The 18,701-nt window shown below is 69.1% G+C and carries 19 protein-coding genes; 11 read left to right on the top strand and 8 right to left on the bottom strand.

Annotation, left to right across the window (positions count from 1 at the left end; translation table 11 throughout):
- Window positions 1–192: 192 nt before the first annotated feature.
- Window positions 193–1,056: an SDR family oxidoreductase gene (locus ACQPYS_RS22230; protein WP_063039753.1), complete on the bottom strand. Its 864-nt coding sequence runs from the start codon at window positions 1,054–1,056 to the stop codon at window positions 193–195.
- A gap of 135 nt (window positions 1,057–1,191) precedes the next feature.
- Entirely contained in the window at window positions 1,192–1,593 is a 402-nt protein-coding gene (locus ACQPYS_RS22225) for a hypothetical protein (protein ID WP_063039755.1), read from the bottom strand.
- 483 nt (window positions 1,594–2,076) lie between these two features.
- Between ACQPYS_RS22225 and ACQPYS_RS22220 the strand changes: the two genes are divergently transcribed.
- The 6 genes from ACQPYS_RS22220 (at window position 2,077) to ACQPYS_RS22195 (ending at window position 9,127) form a co-directional block, all read left to right on the top strand.
- Complete coding sequence (locus ACQPYS_RS22220) at window positions 2,077–2,685, top strand: hypothetical protein (protein WP_433490698.1); 609 nt, start codon at window positions 2,077–2,079, stop codon at window positions 2,683–2,685.
- The gene (locus ACQPYS_RS22215) at window positions 2,682–3,410 is read left to right on the top strand and encodes an LppU/SCO3897 family protein (protein ID WP_433490697.1); all 729 of its coding nucleotides are present in this window, start codon (window positions 2,682–2,684) and stop codon (window positions 3,408–3,410) included. Before ACQPYS_RS22220 ends, ACQPYS_RS22215 begins: the two co-directional genes overlap by 4 nt.
- A gap of 85 nt (window positions 3,411–3,495) precedes the next feature.
- On the top strand, window positions 3,496–5,148 hold the full coding sequence (locus tag ACQPYS_RS22210) for an alkaline phosphatase D family protein (RefSeq protein WP_433490696.1): 1,653 nt from the start codon (window positions 3,496–3,498) through the stop codon (window positions 5,146–5,148).
- A gap of 91 nt (window positions 5,149–5,239) precedes the next feature.
- Entirely contained in the window at window positions 5,240–7,027 is a 1,788-nt protein-coding gene (locus ACQPYS_RS22205) for a GMC family oxidoreductase N-terminal domain-containing protein (protein ID WP_433490695.1), read from the top strand.
- A gap of 243 nt (window positions 7,028–7,270) precedes the next feature.
- Entirely contained in the window at window positions 7,271–8,641 is a 1,371-nt protein-coding gene (locus tag ACQPYS_RS22200; RefSeq protein WP_433490694.1) for an MFS transporter, read from the top strand.
- A gap of 24 nt (window positions 8,642–8,665) precedes the next feature.
- Window positions 8,666–9,127, top strand: a complete 462-nt coding sequence (locus ACQPYS_RS22195) for a PaaI family thioesterase (RefSeq protein ID WP_433490693.1) — start codon at window positions 8,666–8,668, stop codon at window positions 9,125–9,127.
- A 75-nt stretch (window positions 9,128–9,202) separates the two neighbouring features.
- Here the strand turns inward: ACQPYS_RS22195 and ACQPYS_RS22190 are convergent, their stop codons facing one another.
- On the bottom strand, window positions 9,203–9,577 hold the full coding sequence (locus ACQPYS_RS22190) for a hypothetical protein (RefSeq protein WP_433490692.1): 375 nt from the start codon (window positions 9,575–9,577) through the stop codon (window positions 9,203–9,205).
- Window positions 9,578–9,963: 386 nt separating this feature from the next.
- On the opposite strand from ACQPYS_RS22190, the gene ACQPYS_RS22185 reads away from it, so the two are divergent.
- Entirely contained in the window at window positions 9,964–11,070 is a 1,107-nt protein-coding gene (locus tag ACQPYS_RS22185) for a CobW family GTP-binding protein (protein ID WP_431939841.1), read from the top strand.
- Here the strand turns inward: ACQPYS_RS22185 and ACQPYS_RS22180 are convergent.
- The 3 genes from ACQPYS_RS22180 to ACQPYS_RS22170 are packed head-to-tail and all read right to left on the bottom strand — an operon-like array spanning window position 11,022 to window position 13,802.
- Window positions 11,022–11,492: a molybdenum cofactor biosynthesis protein MoaE gene (locus ACQPYS_RS22180; RefSeq protein WP_084481567.1), complete on the bottom strand. Its 471-nt coding sequence runs from the start codon at window positions 11,490–11,492 to the stop codon at window positions 11,022–11,024. The genes ACQPYS_RS22185 and ACQPYS_RS22180 overlap by 49 nt on opposite strands.
- Window positions 11,485–12,582, bottom strand: a complete 1,098-nt coding sequence (gene moaCB, locus ACQPYS_RS22175; protein ID WP_433490691.1) for a bifunctional molybdenum cofactor biosynthesis protein MoaC/MoaB — start codon at window positions 12,580–12,582, stop codon at window positions 11,485–11,487. Before moaCB ends, ACQPYS_RS22180 begins: the two co-directional genes overlap by 8 nt.
- On the bottom strand, window positions 12,579–13,802 hold the full coding sequence (locus ACQPYS_RS22170; protein ID WP_433490690.1) for a molybdopterin molybdotransferase MoeA: 1,224 nt from the start codon (window positions 13,800–13,802) through the stop codon (window positions 12,579–12,581). Before ACQPYS_RS22170 ends, moaCB begins: the two co-directional genes overlap by 4 nt.
- A 136-nt stretch (window positions 13,803–13,938) precedes the next feature.
- Between ACQPYS_RS22170 and moaA the strand changes: the two genes are divergently transcribed.
- On the top strand, window positions 13,939–14,997 hold the full coding sequence (moaA, locus tag ACQPYS_RS22165; protein WP_431939837.1) for a GTP 3',8-cyclase MoaA: 1,059 nt from the start codon (window positions 13,939–13,941) through the stop codon (window positions 14,995–14,997).
- Window positions 14,990–15,232 (top strand): MoaD/ThiS family protein, encoded by a 243-nt coding sequence (locus tag ACQPYS_RS22160; RefSeq protein ID WP_433490689.1) that lies wholly within the window; start codon window positions 14,990–14,992, stop codon window positions 15,230–15,232. Before moaA ends, ACQPYS_RS22160 begins: the two co-directional genes overlap by 8 nt.
- Window positions 15,233–15,676: 444 nt before the next feature.
- On the opposite strand, the gene nadE is transcribed toward ACQPYS_RS22160, so the two are convergent.
- A complete protein-coding gene (gene nadE, locus ACQPYS_RS22155) occupies window positions 15,677–16,501 on the bottom strand; it encodes an ammonia-dependent NAD(+) synthetase (RefSeq protein WP_433490688.1) in 825 nt (274 codons plus the stop codon).
- Between the two features lie 11 nt (window positions 16,502–16,512).
- Window positions 16,513–17,118, bottom strand: coding sequence for a TetR/AcrR family transcriptional regulator (locus ACQPYS_RS22150; protein WP_063039922.1), 606 nt, complete (start codon window positions 17,116–17,118; stop codon window positions 16,513–16,515).
- Window positions 17,119–17,323: 205 nt separating this feature from the next.
- On the opposite strand from ACQPYS_RS22150, the gene ACQPYS_RS22145 reads away from it, so the two are divergent.
- Window positions 17,324–17,893: an NAD(P)H-dependent oxidoreductase gene (locus ACQPYS_RS22145; RefSeq protein ID WP_063039924.1), complete on the top strand. Its 570-nt coding sequence runs from the start codon at window positions 17,324–17,326 to the stop codon at window positions 17,891–17,893.
- Window positions 17,894–18,426: 533 nt separating this feature from the next.
- Complete coding sequence (gene nrdH, locus ACQPYS_RS22140) at window positions 18,427–18,657, top strand: glutaredoxin-like protein NrdH (protein ID WP_030521995.1); 231 nt, start codon at window positions 18,427–18,429, stop codon at window positions 18,655–18,657.
- Window positions 18,658–18,701: the final 44 nt, after the last annotated feature.

The following is an 18,701-nucleotide window of genomic DNA, read 5'->3' as shown; positions in this document are numbered from 1 at the left end:
GCGTGAGCTACCGCAGTGGCGGCCGGTGGGTGTGTCGCCGGAGTGGCTGGATACGTAGGTCAACTTACGCGCCCGGTCCGCGCGTAAGCGATAGCCCGCCCGGGTGGCTCACCCCGGGGCGTCGCGGATCGGCTACCGGACAGGATGCCCGGCGCGAACCCGGGCATGCGTCCGGCGCAGGGCAGTCTGTGGTTACTCCGCTCGCGGGGTCGCGGAGAAACCGCGGAACCGGCGCAGGTAGCCGATGATGCGGCGCAGCGGTACCGCCCGCGGCCAATCATCCGGACGGAAATAGGCGTCGGTGCCGCCGTCCACGAAAATCACGCTACCGCAGAGGAATTCGGCCGATGGCGACAGCATCATGCAGACCCAGTCGGCGATGTGCTCCGGTTTGCCGAAGCCACCGGTGGGGACCGGGAACGCATTGACCGCCTTGGCCTCCGTGGGGGAGGCGAGCTGGCCTTCGAGCAGCGGGGTGAGGATCGCGCCGGGGGCGATGACATTGAGTCGGATACCGGCCCCGGCCCATTCCGGCCGGACGGCCCGGCGGCGCACCCAGCGGCTGACCGCGATCTTGGAGGCCGCGTACACGAACGGTCCGGCCTGCTTACCGAAGATCTTCACCGTCCGGACGGCGCGTTCGGTATCGCCGGCCAGGAACGCCGCCACCGTCCGGCGCGGCACCGCCGGGACCGTGGTGGCGGAATTGCTGCCGAAGGCGACGACCCGCGCGGATCCGGTCGCCGCGAGCGCGGGCCGCCAGCCCTCCAGCAGTTCGACTGTGCCGAGATAGTTCACCGCGGCGATCACCGGCAATCGGGCGGGATCCGGTACCGGCCCGAGCCCGGCCGCGAGGACGGCGCCGTCGAGCCGGCCGTCCGCGGCGGCCAGTACCGCGTCGATCGCGCTGCGCCGGCCCGCGGCGGTGGCGAGGTCGGCGACGATATCGGACTCCTGGATATCCACCCCGATCACGCGGTGGCCCGCGGCGGTCAGTTTGTCGGCGACCGCCCTGCCCATTCCCGACGCCGCTCCCGTGACCGCGTAGACACCCATTCGAAATCCCTTCTTCCGGCCCAGGACTGCCGTCCCGGGGCCATTCGACGGAGTCTGTCAAAAGTACGGAATCTGTCAAGCGGCCTGGAGTGATGCGGGCGGCGATCGCGACCGGCCGCCGGTCCCGTCCACGGGTCAGCCGGGCAGGTGCAGATACTCGGGCAGGGTGAGGCAGACGAGGCCGAAGTCGTAACCCTTCTGCACGTACACTTCGGTGCCCACCCCGTCGGCCGATACCGAATGCCGACCGGGCACCGTCGGCGCCCAGTCCGCGGTGAAGGTGCCGGGTCCCGCCTGCTCGAGCGGCCCGAAGGTGCCGCCGGGCTGCCCGTCGGCCCTGTCCTCCAATGCGCCCACCCCGTCCCCGTGGACCGTGACGGTGTAGGTGCAACCGACCCCGTATTGGACGAAACCGAGGCCGAAACCACCGGAGATGCTCACACCCGTCACCGCGGCCGCGGCGCCGGGGGCCGGCCCGAACGCGGTCGCGGCGGCGAGGGCGCAGGCGGTGAGCAGTGGGTATGCGGCGGTCGTCATAGGGCGTGCTCCGGTCGGATCGACGGTGGGTACACGGTAGAACGTCCTGTAAGAAGTGCAGCACCGCGAGGTCGCGCGGCACAGTCCTCGTCGATCACGAAGTAGTTTCCGTTTGTCACCGGCGGACCCGGCCACCCCACCCGGCGCCGGTCAATACTTTCCGGCGGGTTGTGTAACACCCGCAGACCTTCCGCTGAATAACCGGGCGTAAAAGTTGCGGCCCCTGGCCGATTGCCGGCGGAATGCTGCCGGGGCCGGTGCTGGTGCCACGGTGATATCGCAGAGTCGTATAACTGTTGACCGAGTCGAGTATCGCGGAATTCCCGCGGTACCGCGCGGTTATTGGTCAGCAATTTAAAGGACGCATTTTCCGTTTAATTCTTGATATGCATTCGAGCTCCGAATATCGGTATGGTCCTGTGCGCGAATGAAATCGCAGCCGCCCGGCCCAGGGTCGGTTCACGTGAGAAGGAATTGAACGTAATGAAGTTCGGCACTTTCGCCGCTACCGCACTTCTGTCCGTCGCCGCTGTAGGGATTTCCACCGGCGTGGTGCACGCCGAGCCCGCGGCTCCGGCTCCGGAGATCAAGAGCGAGGGCGTCGACCAGGGCGTCGCCTACGAGACCAGCGTCGACCAGAAGACCCAGACGATCACCACCGAGGTCCACGACGGGCGGTTCGAACTGACGCCGGACGGCGCCAAGGCCGTACTCAAGGCCGTCAGCGGTGCCGTGGTGGCCGAAGTGCCGCTGCAGTACGAGATCTCCGGCAGTGAGATGGCGGTGGCCCACGAGATCAGCGCCGACGGGACCACTCTCGAGCTGACCCCGACGGTCACCGCCGCGAACATCGGCGAGATGCGGCCGGTCAGCTCGATGACCCGGCTGACCGCCGAGCTGCAGGAGAACGTCGTCGGTGTCGCGGCGGGCGCGGTACTCGGCGGTCTGCTCGGCGCGTTCGTCGGGCTCGGATTCTTCAGCATCATCACCGGTCCGATCGGTCTGGTCGTCGGTGCGGTGGCCGGCGGTTACATCACCGGTGGACAGCCGTTCGCCGACGCGGTGACCGCCGTGCTGCGCGGCGAACCGTGACCCAGCCGGGCCCGGACGAGGACGGCGGGCGTCCGCCGCTCTCACCGCAGGACAAACGCGCGCGGGTCGGCGCCACCGCCGCCGCGATCGCCATCGCGGCCGTGGTGACCTCGATCGTGCTGGGAATCGGTGTGGCCGCGCTGCTGGCCACCGCCGGCAGTGACGAGACGACCGAGGATCTCGCCGCGCCGGCCACCGTCGAGACGACGGCCGGCACCGGCGTGACCCAGACCTCGCCCGCCCCGGTGGCCCCGCCGTCGGTGCTCGTGCCGTCGGCGACGGTCCCGCCTACCACCACCCCTTCCGCTGTCGGTATCGCGGGTTCGGCCAATAAAGAGGCCAAACAGGCCCCACCGAAGGTCGAGGTGGTGGCCGGGGAGTGCCTGAGCGCGCTCGGCGAGAAGGAGGTGGCCAAAGCCTCCTGCGGTAGCCCGGAATCCCGTTACAAGGTGGCCGCGGTCGGCCCGGCGGGGACCGCCTGTCCCTCGGACGCCGACTCCGCCCACACCATCGGCGAGACGACCCTGTGCCTCGATATCGACTGGGTCGTCGGCAGCTGTGTGGATGTCTCGGGCGACCAGCCGCAACACACGGAATGCGGGCCGGGCGGGGTGCAGGTGATCAGCATCCTGCCGGACACGGTGAACGTGAACGCGTGCCCGTCGGCCGACCGCGGGTTCGTCTACGACGAACGCCGGTTCGTGGTCTGCATCGGCGATCGATAGAACGGTCCGGTCGCCCGGTGACCGGACCGGGCGACCGGACTCCGTCGCGGCGCTTCCGGCGATCCGGGCCGGGTTAAGCTGATTCATGGCTCTGTCCCGACGGCGGTTACTGCAGGCAGGCACCGCCGGTGCGGCCGCGCTCCTGGCCGGCGCGGGTCTCGCGAGCAGCGCTCCGTACCGGGCGCCGCGATGGCTCGGCGATCCCTTCACCCTGGGCGTAGCGTCCGGGGATCCGCTGCCCGACGGGGTCGTACTATGGACCCGGCTGGCGCCGGACCCGTTCGCGCCCGATGCGCTCGGCGGCACCGCCCGGGCACCGGTCACCGTCGAGTACGAGGTCGCCGAGGACGAGCAGTTCCGCCGGATCGCCGCCCGCGGCAGCGCGCTCGCGACCCGGGAGCTGGCCCACAGTGTGCATCCGGAGGTCCGTGGACTGGCACCGGATCGCTGGTACTACTACCGGTTCCGCGCCGGTGCGGCGATCTCCCCGGTCGGCCGTACCCGCACCGCACCCGCCGCGGGTGCGCGGGTGGCGCGTTTGCGCTTCGCCTTCGCCTCCTGTCAGCACTGGAGTTCCGGCTACTACACCGCCTATCGGCATCTGTGCGACGAAGACCTCGAGTTCGTGGTGCATCTGGGCGATTACATTTACGAGAAGGAGTGGGCCCGCGGCCGCGCCGGGGTATCGATCCCGGAGACGCTGCGTGCGGAGGCCGCCGATCTCACCGGTTATCGGCTGCGGTACGCGCAGTACAAGGCCGAGCCCGAACTGCGGGCCGCACATGCCGCGTTCCCCTGGATCTGCACCTTCGACGATCACGAGATCGATAACAACTGGGCCGGTTTCGACCCGGGCACCGGGATCGATATCCACCTGTTGCCCGCCCTGTTCCGGCGGCGCCGCGCGGCCGCGTTCCGGGCGATGTACGAGCATCTGCCGCTGCGGATCGAACAGCTACCCGCCGGCCCCTACGTTCGGATGCACCGTCGCTACGCCTTCGGTGATCTCGCCGAGCTCACCATGCTCGACACGCGTCAGTACCGAACCTCGACGGCCTGCGGTGACGGCGGGAACCTGGTGGTCGACTGCCCGGATCGCTTCGCGGCGGACCGCACGATCCTGGGCGCGCCGCAACGCGATTGGCTGATCGACGGACTGACGCGCTCCCCGGCCCGCTGGCAGATCCTGGGCAATCAGGTCGCGATGGCGCAGTCCGATTACGACCCGGGCCCGGTGGTCGCGGTGGGCACCGACGCCTGGGACGGTTATGTCGCCGACCGCGATGCGGTACTCGCGGCGGCGGCGGCGCGCGGGCGCGGAAACCTGGTGGTGCTCACCGGCGACCGGCACGAGAACTATGTGGTCGATCTGCGCGGGAACTACCGCGACCCGCACTCCCCGGTGGTGGCCACCGAGTTCACCGGGACCTCCATCACCACCGGGCGTGACGGCGCCGACCTCCCGCCGCGGGGTCGCACGCTGCTGGCCGCCAATCCCGATATGAAGTTCTTCAACGGCCAGCGGGGTTATGTGCGGGTGGAGGTCGACGAGCGGTTGTGGCGCAGCGAGTACCGGGTGGTGCCCTATGTCGGCCGGCCCGGGGCACCGATCCGCACTCGGGCGGCCTATGTCGTGGAACACGGCAGACCCGGCGCGCAGGCCGCCTGGGATCCCGGGGCCGCCGTGCCCGACGCAGCGCTTTCCGGCCCGGCGCCGGCGGCCGGAGCCGGACGGTGAACCAACCGCTCGGACAGGTTGGCCGAAAGTGCCGATTTCGTGTCCGCGGGTATGTTCCCACGACGGTGATCCAGGCCATAGTCTCGGAAAGATGTCCAGTTCCGCAACGAGCACCGGCACCGGCGCCGGGCCCGGCCAGACCTTCGACTACGACGTCCTCGTCATCGGCTCCGGATTCGGGGGCAGCGTCAGCGCCCTGCGGTTGACCGAGAAGGGATACCGGGTCGGCGTCCTCGAGGCCGGCCGCCGCTTCGCCGACGACGAATTCGCCAAGACATCCTGGCGTGCCAGGCAGTACCTGTGGGCGCCGTATCTCGGCTGCTTCGGTATCCAGCGGCTCGCGCTGCTGAAGAACACCCTCATCATGGCCGGGGCGGGAGTCGGCGGCGGGTCCCTGGTCTATGCCAACACCCTCTACGAGCCGCCGGAGAAGTTCTTCCGCGACGGCCAGTGGGCGGGGATCACGGACTGGAAAGACGAACTCTCGCCCTACTACGACCAGGCCAAACGCATGCTGGGCGTGACCAAGAATCCGGCGACCACGCCGACCGATCGGGTCTTCCTGGAGGTCGCCGAGGAACTGGGCGTCGCCGATTCCTATCAGCGGACGCCGGTCGGCGTCTTCTTCGGCGGTCCCGGAAGCCGGCCCGGCGAAGACGTGCCGGATCCGTATTTCGGTGGCGCCGGGCCCACGCGCCGCACCTGCACCCACTGCGGCGAATGTATGACGGGCTGCCGCCACAACGCCAAGAACACCCTGGTCAAGAACTATCTGTACCTGGCCGAGCAGGCCGGTGCCACGGTGCACGCGCTGCGCACCGTCACCGATGTGAAACCGCTGCCCGGTGGCGGCTACACGGTGGCCACGGTGACGACCGGGCGCTGGCTGCGCAAGAAACGCACCACCTTCACCGCCGAGCAGGTGATCTTCTCCGCGGCCTCCCTGGGCACCCAGCGGCTGCTGCACAAACTGCGCGATTCCGGGTCGCTGCCCGATATCTCCGGACGACTGGGGTTCCTGTCCCGGACCAATTCCGAGGAACTGCTCGCGATCCGCAGCCGGGACAAGAGCAGCGATTTCACCAAGGGCGTGGCCATCACCTCCTCGATCCACCCCGATCACGACACCCATATCGAACCGGTGCGCTACGGCAAGGGCAGCAATGTCATCTCGCTGATGGGCAGTGTCATGGTCGACGAGGAGCCGGGTGTGTCCAAACGCCGGCTGTGGTTGCGCGAGATCTGGCGCAACCGCCGCGACCTGCCACACCTGCACAACCCGCGGGGCTGGTCGGAACAGATGATCGGCCTGCTGGTGATGCAGTCGGTGGACAATTCGATCACGACCTACACCAAACGCGGGCTGTTCGGCCGCAAGATGACCACCCGGCAGGGCGAGGGCGCCCCGAACCCGACCTGGATCCCGGCCGGGCACGAAGTGGGCCGCCGGGTCGCCGACAAGATCGACGGTATCGCCGGCGGTGCCACCAGCAGCGTGTTCAATATTCCGATGACCGGCCATTTCATCGGCGGCTGTGTGATCGGGGAGAGCGCCGAGACCGGTGTGGTGGACCCCTACCAGCGGCTCTACGGTTATCCGGGGCTGCACGTGATCGACGGATCGACCATTTCGGCCAACCTCGGCGTCAACCCCTCTCTCACCATTACCGCCCAGTCCGAACGCGCGGTGGCGATGTGGCCGAACAAGGGCGAGACGGATCCGCGGCCGCCGCTCGGCGCGCCCTACCGGCGGCTCGCCCCGGTCGCCCCGGTGTCCCCGGTAGTGCCGGAGTCGGCGCCCGCGGCGCTGCGGCTGCCGCTGGTAGAGGTGAATCACCGCCCCGATCCCGCCGCCGTCGGCGGGGAGGAGTCCCACTGAGCGGCCGGGGAAACCGGCCCGGGGCGGAGGCGTCGCAGGCGTGTCCGGGGCCGGTTTTCCCGCAGGTGTGAGCGTCTTCACATACGCTGGCGAGTAGCTGATGAGAGGTGCCCGGTGCCGCGGGTCCGGGGCTGCGGGCGTTTACCCAGGAAAAATCCCGGGTAACGGATTGAGGTCGATACTCGCCGTAACCCGGTCGCCGGCGAGCGCGACGTCATGGGTCGGCCGGGCCGACACGGACGCATGCGCCGGAGAGGACTGACCGTGACGGACCAGCAGCCGCAACCAGCACAGGTCGAACCACCACAACTCAAGAGGTCGGTGGCGGCCTCGGCAATGGGCAATGCCACCGAATGGTTCGACTACGGCGTCTACGCCGCCGCCGCCACCTACCTGACCGACGCATTCTTTCCCGGGGAGCTCGGCACCCTCGGCACCATGCTCGGCTTCGCCATCTCCTTCGTTCTGCGGCCGGTCGGCGGCATGGTCTGGGGTCCACTGGGCGACCGGGTGGGTCGCAAAGTGGTGCTGGCCACCACCATCCTGCTCATGGCGGCGGCCACCGGCCTGATCGGTGTGCTGCCGACCCACGGCCAGGTCGGGGTGCTCGCCCCCATCCTGCTGATCCTGCTCCGCGTGGTGCAGGGTTTCTCGACCGGCGGTGAGTACGGTGGCGCGGCCACCTACCTGGCCGAATGCGCGAGCGATAAGAAGCGCGGCTTCTTCGGCAGCTTCCTGGAGTTCGGCACGCTCGGCGGTTTCGTCGGCGGTTCCGCGGTCGTACTGCTGTGCCAGCTGATCCTCGGTTCGGACGCCATGCACGATTGGGGCTGGCGGATCCCGTTCCTGATCGCCGTCCCGCTGGGCGCCATCGGCTGGTACCTGCGCACCAAGCTCGACGAATCGCCAGTGTTCACCGAGGTCAACGAACAGGAGCATCCCGAGGGCGGGCTCCGGGTGCTGCTCACCACCTACCGGCGCGAGCTGCTGACCCTGTCGGGCCTGGTCATCGCGCTGAACGTGGCGAACTACACGCTGCTCACCTACCAGCCGACCTATCTGCAGAACACCATCGGTCTCGGTGAGTCCACCACCACCGCCATGATGCTCATCGGCCAGGTGGCGATGATGGCGTGCGTCCCCTTCTTCGGCCGGTTGTCCGACCGCACCGGGCGGCGGCCACTGTGGTTGTTCTCGCTGGTCGGGCTTGCGGTGTTGGCCGTGCCGATGTACTGGCTGATGGGTGTGGGCACCGGCTGGGCGATCGTGGGCTTCGTGGTACTGGGCCTGCTGTACGTCCCGCAGCTGTCCACCATCAGCGCGACCTTCCCGGCGATCTTCCCGACCCACGTGCGGTATGCCGGGTTCGCCCTGGCCTACAACGTGTCCACGGCCGCGTTCGGCGGTACCGCCCCGCTGGTGAACGAGGCGGTGATCGAAGCCACCGGATGGAGTCTGTTCCCCGCCCTCTACATGGTGGCCGCCGCGCTGATCGGTCTCGTGGCATGGTACTTCCTTCGGGAGACCGCGGGAACGTCGCTGCGCGGCACCGAGGTGCCCGATGCCGCCGAACCCGAGCCGCCGACCCCGGAAGAAAAACCAATCGTCGCGTGACCCATCGGAAGGGCCGACCCTGTTATGAGTGAAGTCCGCAACCCGCCCATCGCCGAGGTCGTGAACTCGGCGCTGGAACAGACCATCCCGGTGGCGCACCGGATGGGGGTGCACGCCGAGGAGGTGCGCCGCGGGTACGCCGCGGCCACGGTGCCCGTGGAGGGCAACGGCAACCATTTCGGTGTCATGTACGCCGGGGTGCTGTTCACCGTCGGCGAGATACTGGGCGGGGCCATCGCGGTGGCCAGTTTCGACACCACGCAGTTCTACCCGCTGGTGAAGGATCTGCGAATCGTGTTCCGGAAACCGGCGACCACGGCGGTTCGCGCCCAGGCCACCCTGGACGACGCCGAGATCGAACGGATCGCGACCGAGGCCGCCGCCAACGGTAAGGCGGATTTCACGCTGCGCGCGGTGCTCAGCGATACCGACGGTGTGGTCGTCGCCGAAACGGAAGGCTTGTACCAGCTGCGCGCCCATCGGTGACGGGCCGCCGTGGCGGCTCCGGCCCGGCTGCCCGGTCGCGGGGGAGCCGGGCCCCGGTCGGTGGTGGGGTCAGCGTCAGCGTCCGGCCGAACCGGTCGGCGCCGGCGCGGGCGGGACCATCCGCCAGGCTCCGCAGTTCTCGGTCTTGAAACCCGCGTCGGTCGGTTTCACCGTGACCCGGATCGGGCCCAGCTTCGTGTAGTTGTTCTCGATGATGTAGCTCATATCCGTGTTGTCGCCCTCGATCAACCGCAGCCGTCGCCAGTCGCAGCTCCGGGTGGGATCGGCGGGCCCGGCCGATTCCCACGTTCCGGGCCGGATATCGACGCCGACCCGGTAGGCGCCGTCGTGCGCTATGTGATCCACGGGCTCGGCCGCCGCGATACCGCCGCCCAGCACGGTCGCCGCCGACAACACCGCACCGGCGATCAGAAACGTGCCTGCACGCATTCGTTCTCCTCGGTATTTCTCTGTTTCTCGATACAGTGAGATCCTCCCGATCTCCCCGGCACGTCTACCAGAGTCGGCGCTACCGATTTCGGAGAATCGCGATATTTCCGGAGAATCGCGAAAAGTGCCTCGGGGACTGGAACCGAGCGGCCCGGTACCGGTCGTCGGCAGCCGCGCCGCCCCTGCCGCGTCCGCGGGCGCAGGTCACTCACCCGCCCACCGCGCGTACGTCCGACGATCTTCCCCGGGTCACCTGCCACCGGCTCTCGATGTACGCGGTGGAGGCTATGCCGTCGAGAGCCGACATCGGCCGGTGGCGATGCTCCGTGCCGAGTCTCACGAGGCCCATACCCCGCGCCCCGAAGGCGCGCCAATACTATTGCCCGGTGGCTGAGCGTATACCCGTGGTGATCGTGGCCGGATTCCTCGGCGCCGGAAAGACCACCTTGCTCAACGACCTGTTGCGCAACAACCGGGGCACCCGGATCGGGGTGGTGGTCAACGATTTCGGTGCCGTCAATATCGACGCGATGCTGGTGGCCGGTCAGGTCGACGCCATGGTGTCGCTGGGCAACGGCTGTGTGTGCTGTGCGGTGGACGTCTCCGAACTCGACGAGCTGTTCACCCGGTTGACCGATCCCCGTGCCGGTATCGATGTGATCGTGGTGGAGGCCAGCGGTCTGGCCGAACCACGCAATCTGGTGCGCATGGTGGTGGGCAGCGAGAACTCCCGGATCCGTTACGGCGGGCTGCTCGAAGTGGTGGACGCGGGGGAGTTCGCCGGGAGCCGGGCACGGCATCCGGAACTGGCGAGTCATCTGCGCCTGGCGGATCTGGTGGTGGTGAACAAGGCCGACCGGGTCGGCGCGGCGCAACTGGACGAGTTGCGTGCCGAGATCACGGAACTGACCGGGGGCGCACCGGTGTACGCGACCACGCGCGGGCGGGTCGATCCGGGACTGCTGTTCGATCCGCGCCGCCGCGGCGAACCCCGCATCGGCGAGCAGTTGAGTCTCGACGAACTGCTGCGCGAGGAGCACCCGCACGACGAGCACGACGATGATCACCGGCATCTACACGACGATTACACCAGCGTGGTGTTCACCGAGACCGCGGCGCTGCATCCGCGCCGGTTGATCGAGTTCCTGGAGAAACCGCCCGCCGGACTGTTCCGGGCGAAAGGTTTCGTCACCTTCGCCGCGCCGGGACCCCGCCGTTTCCTCCTGCACCTGGTCGGCCGCGCGATCACGCTGGAACCGGTCGATCGGGCCACCCGCGGCACCGGAGCGGAACTGGTGCTCATCGGCACCGGTCTGGATACCGACACGGTACTGGGACGATTGCGCGCGACCGTGCACGGCGGACCCGAAAGCCTGGACGACCAGGAGATGCTCGCGGTCTGGCGCTACGTACCCGATATCGCGCGGGAGGCGGCCGACGACGACTACCCGCAGGCGTTGACCCATTCGGAGAGCCCGTCGGCGAACAGCTGACGTTTCCAGATCGGCACTTCGTGTTTGATCCGGTCCACCAGCGTCGAGCATGCCGCGAAGGCCGCGGCTCGATGCGGCGCGGCCACCGCCGTCACGATCGCCAGATCACCCACCACCAGGTCGCCGACGCGGTGTACGGCCGCCACCGGCAGACCGCTCGATTCGGCGACCGAGGCGCAGCATTCGCGCAGAAAACGGATCGCTTCCGGATGCGCCGAGTACTCCAGCGCCGAAACCTCCCGCCCGCCGTCGTGATCGCGGACCACGCCGGTGAACAGCACCACCGCCCCGTGGTACGGACCGCGGACGGCGGCGTCGACCGCCGTGGGATCCAGGGCGTGGTCACTGATCTCGGCGAGCCGTACTCCGCCGACCGCCGCGCGGTGTTCGCGGCCGGGGGTTCCGGTGGACAGGTCAGGCATGTGCGCTCTCGTTCCCGATACTCTTCTCCCGCGGCGCGTCGTATTTCGCCCGCGCACTGTCGTTCTCGTGCGCACCGCCGCCGGCCACCTGCGCGAGCAGATGGGTGAGCAGCGGTTCCAGCACCGCGATACCGTCTTTCACCCCGCCCGGGGAACCGGGCAGATTCACCACCACCGAACGGCCGGCCAGACCCGCGACGCCGCGGCTGAGCGCCGCGAGCGGGAATTTCGCCGTGCCGCGTTGCCGGATCGCCTCGGCGACCCCGGGCAGCTCCCGGTCCAGCAGGGACGCGGTCGCCTCCGGGGTGTGGTCGGTGGGGGAGGCGCCGGTACCGCCGGTGGTCACCACCAGGTCGGGGGCAGTGTGCAGCGCGTCGGCCAGGCCGTCGGCGATCTCGGCGTCGGCGTAGACGAGGGGGCCGCGCACGGTGTATCCGCGATCGCGCAGCCAGGACACCAGCCGTGGTCCGGTGGTGTCGGTCCGGGTTCCGGCCGCCGCGCCGGTGGAGGCCACCAGCACCACCGCGGTGCCGCTGATATCGCTTCGGGGAGTGGCCGCATGCGTTTCCGCTTCGGAGTGCGGCACCGGATGCGGGGTGGTGCCGGTCGCGGCCGGTGACTGCGCGCGGGTCCAGTGACCGTGTTTCCCGCCCTCTTTGCGGATCAGGCGAACGCCGTTCAGCTCCGCCGCCGGGTCGACCGCTTTCACCATGTCGTGCAGGGTGAGTCCGGCCACGGCCACCGCCGTCAGCGCTTCCATCTCCACCCCGGTGGGCCCGGTGGTCTTGGCGGTGGCCTCGATGGTGATGGTGGAGTCGGTGAAACCGAATTCGACCTTCACCGAGGACAGCGCGAGCTGATGGCACAGCGGAATGAGTTCCGCGGTTTTCTTGGCACCGGCGATCCCGGCCAGCCGGGCGGTCGCGAGCACATCGGCCTTCGGCATATCGTCGGCGCGCACCAACGCCACCACGTCCGCGGTGGTGCGCAGTTCCCCGCCCGCGACGGCGATCCGCGCGGTATCGGCCTTGGCGCTCACATCCACCATGCGGGCGCGGCCTTCGGCATCCACATGTGACAACTCGCTCATAACGTCCACACTCGCACAGTCGCGCCCGGCGCGAGTTCGGTCACCGCGGCCGGGATATCGATCAGCACGTCGGCCGCCGCCATACTCGCGACGAGATGGGAACCGGGTCCGGAAACCACCTCCACGGCGTGCGGCCGCGTTCCGTTGCGGACCAGCCGCCCGCGCAGGAACTGGCGGCGGCCCTCGGGCGAGCGGCGCACCGCGCCCAGCAGCGGGAGTTCGTACTCGGGTACCGGGTCCAGCCCGGAGAGGTGCCGCAGGATGGGCCGGGCCAGCACCTCGAACGACACCACCGCGCTCACCGGGTTCCCCGGGAAACTCAGCACCGGCACCCCGTCGACGACCGTGCGGCCCTGGGGGCCGCCCGGTTGCATGGCCACCGAACCGAACTCGCCGCCGAGCGGGATGAGGACCTCCCGGACGACCTCGAAATCACCCTTGGACACTCCGCCTGTGGTGATCACCAGATCGGCGGCGGCGGTCGCGGAACGGAGCAGTTGCCGGAACTCCGCGGGTTCGTCGCCGCAGTGCTCGACACCGGCCACCGCGACACCGTTGGCGGTGAGCGCGGCCGCCAGCGCGATTCCGTTGGAGTTGTAGATCTGCCCCGGCCGCAGCTCGGTTCCGGCGGGCACCAATTCGCTCCCGGTGCTGATGACAACGGCCCGCAGCGGTGCGAACACCGGGACCCGGCCCACACCCGCCGCGGCCAGCGCCGCGATATGCCGCGGCGCGAGCACGGTCGCGGCCGGGACCAGTTCGGCACCCGCGCGGATATCGCTGCCCGGCTCTCGGACGAATTCGCCGGCCGAGCGGCCGCGGGTGATCCGCACCGAATGCTCGTCGGCGGTCGTATCCTCCACCGGAACCACGCAGTCGGCGCCGGCCGGTAGCGGCGCCCCGGTCATCACCTTGCGCGCGGTCTCCGGGGCCAGTGCTTCGTGGCCGGGATCACCGGCGGCGATCACCCCGGTGAGCGGCAGGGTCACCGGGGTGATCGCGACATCCTGTGCGCGCACGGCGTAGCCGTCCATGGCGGAACTACGGAAAACGGGCAGATCGATCGGCGCGTGCTGATCCTGCGCGAGCCGGCGTCCGAGCGCCTCGGCGATCGGGGCGTACTCCACCGGCCGGGCGGCCAGCGGCCGCAACAGCTGTTCGATGGTGTCGCGGTAGTCGTCGGCCGACCGGACCGGACGACTGGCGGGCCGAGAAATCATAGGCCCAGCCTAGTGGCGCCGGCCGGCCGATCGCCGCCCGTCGGGGCCCGGCGACGACGGGCGGGCCGGGCACCCGATATCGGCCGATACTGCCGAGGCTCGATACCGAGATGGACCCGGCGTACATAATGGAGGCGTGACGCTGGTCGAAATGGGGATCCCCACCGTGCGGTCCGGGCGCCCCTCTTTCGATGGACGTCCGGAAACGCCGCTGCTGGTGGATCGATTCGGCCGGACCGCGCGGGATCTGCGGGTGTCCATCACGGAGAAGTGCTCGCTGCGCTGCACCTACTGCATGCCCGAGGAAGGGCTGCCGGCCATTCCGCCCGCGGAATTGCTGACGGCGGCCGAGATCGTGCGCCTGGTCACGCTCGCCGTCCGCGATCTGGGTGTGCGCGAGGTGCGGTTTACCGGCGGTGAACCACTGATGCGCCGCGATCTGGAGGAGATCGTGGCCGGCTGTCACGCGGCGGTCCCGGAGGTGCCCCTGGCCATGACCTCCAACGGTATCGGCCTACGGCATCGCGCGGCCGGGCTGGCCGCCGCCGGATTGAGCCGGGTCAATATCTCCCTGGACACCGTGGACCGGGCCGACTTCGCCCGGTTGACCCGCCGCGACCGGCTGGATTCCGCGCTGTCGGGTATTCGTGCCGCCGGCGCGGCCGGTCTGGCGCCGGTGAAGGTGAACGCGGTCCTGATGCGGCAGACCCTGCACGGTGCCACGGACCTGCTGCGCTGGTGCCTGGACGAAGGGTGCGAACTGCGGTTCATCGAGGAGATGCCGCTGGACGCCGACCACGAATGGGCGCGAGCCAATATGGTGACCGCCGCCGAACTGCTGGAGGTGCTGGGCGCCCGGTTCCGGCTCACCGCGGGCGGTCGCGACGATCCGGCCGCGCCCGCGGAGACCTGGCTGGTCGACGGAGGTCCCGCGACCGTGGGCATCATCGCCTCGGTGACCCGGAAATTCTGCGACACCTGTGACCGCACCCGGCTGACCGCCGACGGTATGCTGCGGTCCTGCCTGTTCAGTGACCAGGAGTTCGATCTGCGTGCGAGTCTGCGCGCCGGGGCGAGCGATGCGGAACTCGCGCAGCTGTGGCGCGGCGCGATGTGGCAGAAATGGGCGGGCCACGGTATCGATGCCGAGGGTTTCGTGCCCCCGGAACGCACGATGGGAGCAATAGGTGGTTGAGGTCCGCTACTTCGCCGCCGTGGCCGACGCGGTCGGCAAGGACACCGAGACCCTGGACCTGCCCCCCGGCGCGACGATCGCCGACCTGCGTGCCCGGCTCACCGAGACCTACGGTCCGGACCTGGACAAGATGCTGGGTGTCTGCGCGTATCTGATCGGCGACGAACTCACCCGGGACAGTGGCACCACGCTGACGCGGCGGGTCGATGTCATGCCCCCCTTCGCCGGCGGCTGATCCGGCGCGGTTCGAGCAGCGCTACCGGGGTGATCGCCGGGCGCGGGTCCCGCAGGCGCCTCCGGCCCACGATTCACGCCACGGCAGGATGCTTCTGTGGAGGCCTCCACGCCGATGAGCTCCCCACCCGGGCCGCAGAAACGACCGGCCGCTGCACAGGCAGGCGAAAGGAGTCGTGCAGCCCGGCTGCCCGCTGGTGTCATGGTTGCTTCGGTATTCGACCGGGGGCAACCGGGCGAGGCGGGATCTGTCGTCGCCGCCCGGTCGATCCGCGGGTCGAGAAACAGCCATGAGAAAAGTCGCACTACGGCCGAGGGGACCGCGCCGTGGACAGGTCCGGCTCGGCGCGGCGTGTCATGTACCGGGCGTACCGCTCCGCTACGTTGCGACCGATCGTGCCCGCGGACCGCTCGACTCGGCGGCCGTGGTGTGCAACCACCGCGCTCAGCGCCACCATTCGTCGAGCGGGGTCACCGGGACCGTGCGCTTGTGCCGGGTGGTGCGGTAGATGGTCTCGATGCGCTTGGCGACCTCGTCGGTGACTTCCTTGCCCTCGAGGTAGTCGTCGATCTCGCTGTAGCGCAGGCCGAGCGCTTCCTCGTCGGGCAGGGCCGGGCGGTCGTCCTCCAGATCCGCGGTCGGCACCTTGGACGACAGGCGCGCGGGTGCGCCCAGTTCCTCGAGCAGCGCGACACCCTGCCGTTTGGTCAGACCGGTCAGCGGGGTCACGTCCACGCCGCCGTCGCCGTATTTGGTGAAGAATCCGGTGACTGCTTCGGCGGCGTGATCGGTACCGATCACCAGCAGATTCTCCTGACCGGCGATGGCGTACTGGATCACCATCCGCTCGCGTGCCTTGATGTTGCCGCGTACGAAATCTCGTAGTTTGCCGACCTCGAGGGCCGAAGCGACCTCTGCCGCCACGGCATTGGCGCCCGGCCGGACGTTCACCACCACCGAGTCGTCGGGCGCGACGAAGGTCATGGCGACGCGGGCGTCGGCTTCGTCGGATTGCACGCCGTAGGGTAGCCGCACCGCGACGAATCGGACCTCGTGGCCTTCGGCGCGCAGTTCCTCGGTGGCCAGCTGGCACAGCCGTCCGGCGAGGGCGCTGTCCTGGCCCCCGCTGATGCCGAGCACGAAACCTTTTGCCGGTGTGGCGCGCAGATAGTCCTTCAGGAAATCGACGCGGCGCCGAACCTCGTCCTTCGGCTCGATGTTCGGCAGCACACCCAGTTCGGAGATGATCTGTTCACGCAGGCTTCCCATGCCGGATCACTCTACTGCTCGGTGGAAACGGCCACGCGCCGAACAAGGGCTTCCCAGTTGTCGCCGATCTGCTCGCGCGTGTAACCGAGTGTGCGGAGTTGGTGCAGTACGAGCGCGGCGCCGAGCGCGGCCAGCAGGGTGTCGGCCAGCAGTGCGGGATCGCCGGGGCCGCCCGCATCGCGCAGCAGCATCGCCACATGGGTTTTCAGTACGAGGTAGGGCCGGCTGCTGAAATGGTCCTCGGAGGAGCCGAGTTCGGCCGCGCGATACAGTTCACCCGCCACCTCGAGGTCCAGCAGCCGGGCCCGCCCGAACGCGACGAGTCGCTCCACCGGTGGCGCGCCCGGCCCCAGCGGCGGCGGGCCGAAGATGAACGCCTCCTGCGCCTGGGTCTCGGAGTGGTCCAGCAGCGCGTACATCAGGCCGGTCCGATTGCCGAAGCGCCGGAACACCGTGCCCTTGCCGACGCCGGCCCGTTTGGCGAGCGCGTCCATGGTGAGGGCGTCCACGCCGTGGTCGCGGACGAGTTCCTGTGCGGCGTCGAGCAGCCGGCGCCGGTTGCGCGCGGCATCGGCGCGTTCGGCCGGTTCGGCGGTACCGGGGAGTTCGGGCCCCACCCCTTGCGGCCGGCCCCGTAGCGCGAGCGGTTCGGCCGGCGCCGGGGTTCGGCGCGGGCCACCCGGGGTTTCGGATCCGGCGGAATCCGGACTGAGTGTGTCGTAGTTCACGGCGCTGTGCGTCCCTCCGGAGGAATGTAGCGGACCGCGGTCCGGTTAACCTGGGCAGTGCGATCGTCACACAACTAGTACCGCAGGAGTGAACATGAGCCAGACCCGTATCGTCGCCCTCGTAGGCAGCCTTCGTGGCGCCTCGGTCAGCCGGCGGATCGCCGAGGCGGCGGCCTCCACCGCGCCCGCGGGCGCCGAGGTCTCGATCTACGAAGGTATCGGTGATATCCCCTTCTACAACGAGGATATCGATATCGCGGGTTCGGTACCGGCCGCTGCCCAGGCGCTGCGCGATGCGGTCGCGGCGAGCGACGGTCTGCTGTTGGTCACCCCGGAATATAACGGCACCCTGCCGGCGGTGCTGAAGAATGCGATCGATTGGCTGTCCCGGCCCTACGGTGCGGGCGCGATCGGCGGCAAGCCGGTGGCCGTGCTCAGCGGTTCGATCAGCCCCAATGCCGCCCGGTGGGCGCACGCCGACGCGGTCAAGTCCGTGGGCATCGCCGGCGGGAAGATCGTCGAGGAAGCGCATCTGCACTACGCCACATGGGGTGAGCGCTTCGCCGCCGGCCATCCGCGTGAGGATGCCGAGGTGCAGCGCGAGCTGGCCGAGTCGATGCAGGTTCTGGTCACCGCCGCCAGCGGGGAGCTCGTCTCCGCCTGATCTCCGCGCATCGCGAGGGTCGCTCCGTCCGATGGCGGAGCGACCCTCGCGTTTCCGGTCGGTCGGTTTCCTGCGGGACCCGAGGGCCTGCTGGGGCCCGGAGCGACTGGTGTTACAGGCGTAACCTCCTGCGTTTGCTGAAAGAGAACTGGCCCGGATGATTTGTGATCTGGACCACGGCGAATACGGCGTGTCGAGTTGCTGTCCTGCGGCTTACAGCGGTGAAATCACATGGTTGTGACTCGCAACATCTCGTGTTGTTTCTTTCTGTCGGCCACTAGGTGTAGTGTCATCGATGCCTGGAGGCGGCGGCGCGATCGGCCCGCCGACACCGGGTGGAACCGGCCCGGACGTGGCGTTTCAGGGTCGGTCCTCGGAGTTTGCGCAGATCATCCGATCGTGCCGACACACCGCACAACACAGACGGGTCACCGGCTGGATCAGGTATGCGGTGAGCTCGGCCCGGAGGGCGGCGGACCGTCACCACGAAGGACCGCGAACACCGCACATAGGCACAGGAGAGAGGGACTCGAATGATCACCGTGTACACCAAGCCCGCTTGCGTGCAGTGCAACGCCACCTACAAGGCCCTCGACAAGGCCGGGGTGGAATACCAGGTCGTCGATATCTCCACCGATGCCGACGCGCGCGACTACGTGATGGCCCTCGGCTACCTGCAGGCCCCCGTCGTCGTCTCCGGTGACGAACACTGGTCCGGTTTCCGGCCCGACCGCATCAAGGCGCTGGCCACCGTAGCCGCCTGAGTGCGTCAGGCCCGGAGGCGGGAGCGCAGCGTAACCACGAAGGA

The organism is Nocardia grenadensis, from assembly GCF_050942415.1.
GTDB classification, from domain to species: domain Bacteria; phylum Actinomycetota; class Actinomycetes; order Mycobacteriales; family Mycobacteriaceae; genus Nocardia; species Nocardia grenadensis.
Note: the sequence above shows the minus strand (reverse complement) of the source record. Positions and strands in the feature narration are given on the sequence as shown.